Here is a 3,382-nt window from a genome sequence, read left to right on the forward strand (position 1 = left end):
GTGCGGTAGAGGGCTTCACTCGCTAGCAGTGCCTCCTCTGCAATCTTACGTTCGGTGATGTCGCGAGTGGTAATGGTAATGCCATCTCCTAAGGGTACAACTTGATGGTGCAGCCAGGATGCCGTGACTCCCGGCATCGCCTGACAGGAAAACTCTTCCACCAAGGGAATTCCCGTTTCAGCCACCTGCTTGTATTTCTCAAAAAATCCCTGAGTTCGGTTAATCGGCAGTAACTCGCATAGGTTTTGACCGAGTACATCCGCTTTCGTTAAGGAAATCAGTTTGGCTCCATGCTCATTCAAGTCAACAAACTGGAAGTCAACCAGCTCTCCGGTTTTGTCTCGCACGCTCTTGAGAATGTAGATCGCATCAAAACTGCTTTCCGCAGCCGCATGGAACCGCGCATCACTCTCGAGGAGCGTTGCTTCTGTTTGTTCCAGTTCTTTCAGGTGCTTCCGACTCCGGCACTGAACAACCCGCAAGTCAATCTCCAGCATACTGATGAGTAGCGTTACCAGGCTGAAGACCACCAGTTCGACGATCGCCGCACCCGGAATTGGGAAAAACGAATGCAAGGGAGGCAGCAGAAAATAGCGAGTTGCCAACACGGAGAGAATAGTTGCAACAAAACCTGCCCCTCGTCCGCCATACCAGGCAATAAAGGTGACTGCCAGAAAAAATAACGGCAGTACCGTGGGAGCCAATAGAGGTTGCAGTAACAGAGTCAGCACTAGCGCTAGAGCAACCGAAACAATAGCCACCCCGTAGCGCAGCAGTCGGATTGGTCTAAACATGCGACTGTCGCCGAGTCTTCATAATAAAGGGCTAAACAGTCATCACTTTAGGAGACGCATATTATGTGCAACACCTCTCTCAAGACTAATTTTTGGGTATCTCTATCCTTTGAAGGACACTTGTCTATTGCTCATTGAATTTATTGGATTGAGGCTTTACCTAGTAATGGCGCGATCTGCGCTTCGCTCTTTACTCGCTTCGCGATCGCTTCTTGTCCCCTGCTTCACACTGTCAATATACTTGAAGTAAAGCTCGCTCAGCGTAAACGATAGCAGAGGTAGCGCCCCTGGCATCTGCATCACCTCATCAATCAACTTGTCTACCAGAGTAGGTGGCTCAAAATACATCACCTTGGCAGCGGCGGGTTCCACAATCGCGTCCCGTAATTCCTCCCGCGTCATTGCCGGAACCACAAACCGAGCCGATGTCCAATATCGACTTCCCTGTTCCTGAAGCACCCAGTACCACCGTTAACGGATGCGTCGTGACAAATTCTTGCAGTGTTTGGGTTAACGAAAAATCAAAAACAAGGATAATGCTGTTATCTCAATTTAAATGCATAACAGCTTATGACGAGCGAGACACTGACATTTCGACAGAAACTAGAATTGGTTTTGAATGTTCGAGTCTAACTAAAGCTCTAAGTTCCACTAAATTGATAATGAGAACTTGCCATTAGAGGCTGTCTCTAAAGAAATGTAAAGGGTACGGAAGCGTGTGTATCCTAACGTTAGATGAAGAATAATCTAGCATCAATTTTTCACCTGACTACAGCTACCAAGGATTGCCGATGAGTGTGAAAGCACTCCAATAGTAAGGACGCTGGAAATTCACATTTGCTCGCCCAGATAACTGTGGCGGCAACTCAAAACTACCACGACTCGTCACCAGATTTCCTCCCTGTAGGCCCAACTCCCCCTTTTTTTAAGGGCTAGGGGGGATCTATCCAAAGTTAGGCAACATAGCAGTTAACATTACTTTAGAAACAGTCTCTTAGTAGAATCACTCACTCATTGATACCCGTGAGCGATCGCCTAAACGTTAGCATACGGTAAGCGATCGCTTTTTTTGACAAGTTCTGCTATTTAAGACGGGGCATCGAATCTATGGCAGAAATCAAACGCTCTCTGGCAGTGGTCATCGGCATTAATCAATACATCAATGGCATTCCACAACTCAAAACCGCCGTCAATGACGCAAAAAAAATCGCCCATACCCTAGAAACCAAATACCAATACCAAGTCTTGCGACTGTTGGATGAGGAGGCAACGGGTACCCATCTCAAGGAACTCTTTGCTGCCTTTGAGCAACAGACACTCCCATTATCCAATCACACTACCACCCAACTTCACCCCGATAGCAAAGCGGTAGCGACGTTAGGAGCCTCTGATCGACTGTTGTTCTACTTTGCCGGACACGGCATTGCCTTAGATGCACTCTCCAACGCCGATGGTCCGGTGGGCTTTCTGGTGCCCCAAGATGCGCGGATGGATAACGATAGCAGCTTGCTGCCGATGAAACAACTGCACGATGCACTACTGGCACTGCCATGTCGTCATTTGTTAGTCATCCTAGACTGCTGCTTTGCTGGAGCATTTCGTTGGGCAGGACAACGAGAGGTGGTGCGATCGCAGAAAATGTATAGAGAACGCTATGAGCGCTTCATTGCTGGTTGTGCTCAGCAGGTGATTACCTCTGCTGCCGATGACGAGAAAGCTGCCGATTCCTTGTATCGTTTTGGACAGCGCAGCGAGCATGAGGGACACTCCCCTTTTGCCGAATTGCTCTTGAAGGGACTTTCTGGAGAAGCTGATTTCACTGGGGACGGGGTTATTACAGCCACAGAATTATACGTGTACATCCACGGCGAATTGGGCAAGACAAGTGCCAAACAGACCCCAGGCTTTTGCCAACTCAAACGCCATGACAAGGGCGAGTATATCTTTCCCATTGCTAGTTTTGAGCCAAATCAATTAGACAAAGCCCCTCCTTTGGATGAAAATGCCAATCCCTACAAGGGTTTAGAGTCATTTGAAGAAAACGACAGCGACAAATTTTTTGGCAGGAAAGCGTTAACTGAAAAACTCCATGAATTCGTCACGATAAATCCGTTGACAGTAGTGTTGGGGGCTTCCGGTTCGGGGAAATCTAGCTTGGTCAAAGCGGGATTAATTCCTCTGCTCAAGAAAAATCCAGACCCCTGGCGCATCCTACCTCCCATTCGTCCGGGAGAGTCTCCGTTCAATGCATTGAACAAAGCACTGGAACGAGAAAACTTGCCCGTTTTTGCGATTCCTGACCAGGTGAGTAACAGTGGCGACAACAGCCAGTGGTATGAACAAGGCTTGCAGAATTTGTCTATGAACTTAATTGCCTGGAGAAAGCTTCATCCCAACTCCAAGCTGCTGCTAGTCATTGACCAATCTGAAGAAGTAGTCACCCTCTGCCGGAGTGAGGCGGAACGGGAGATGTTCCTCAGTGGTTTGGCGAGGGCACTCAAAGCCTTTCCCGATTGGTTACGGATTGTGCTGACGCTGCGAAGCGACTTTGAACCCCAAGTTAGGGAGACTGCCTTAGAACCTTATTG

General features: G+C 48.3%; 3 protein-coding genes. 1 reads left to right on the plus strand and 2 read right to left on the minus strand.

Translation table 11 applies throughout. The annotated features are described in order from the left end of the window. Nucleotides 1-794, minus strand: a 794-nt coding sequence (locus tag V6C93_RS21400; protein ID WP_333478701.1) for a DUF4118 domain-containing protein, incomplete at its 3' end; no start/stop codon positions are given. Between the two features lie 156 nt (nt 795-950). After that, on the minus strand, nt 951-1,253 hold the full coding sequence (locus V6C93_RS21405) for a hypothetical protein (protein WP_333478702.1): 303 nt from the start codon (nt 1,251-1,253) through the stop codon (nt 951-953). 648 nt (nt 1,254-1,901) lie between these two features. On the opposite strand from V6C93_RS21405, the gene V6C93_RS21410 reads away from it, so the two are divergent. Further along, nucleotides 1,902-3,382, plus strand: a 1,481-nt coding sequence (locus V6C93_RS21410) for a caspase family protein (protein ID WP_333478703.1), incomplete at its 3' end; no start/stop codon positions are given.

The organism is Allocoleopsis sp. (assembly GCF_036703385.1).
GTDB lineage: Bacteria > Cyanobacteriota > Cyanobacteriia > Cyanobacteriales > Coleofasciculaceae > Allocoleopsis.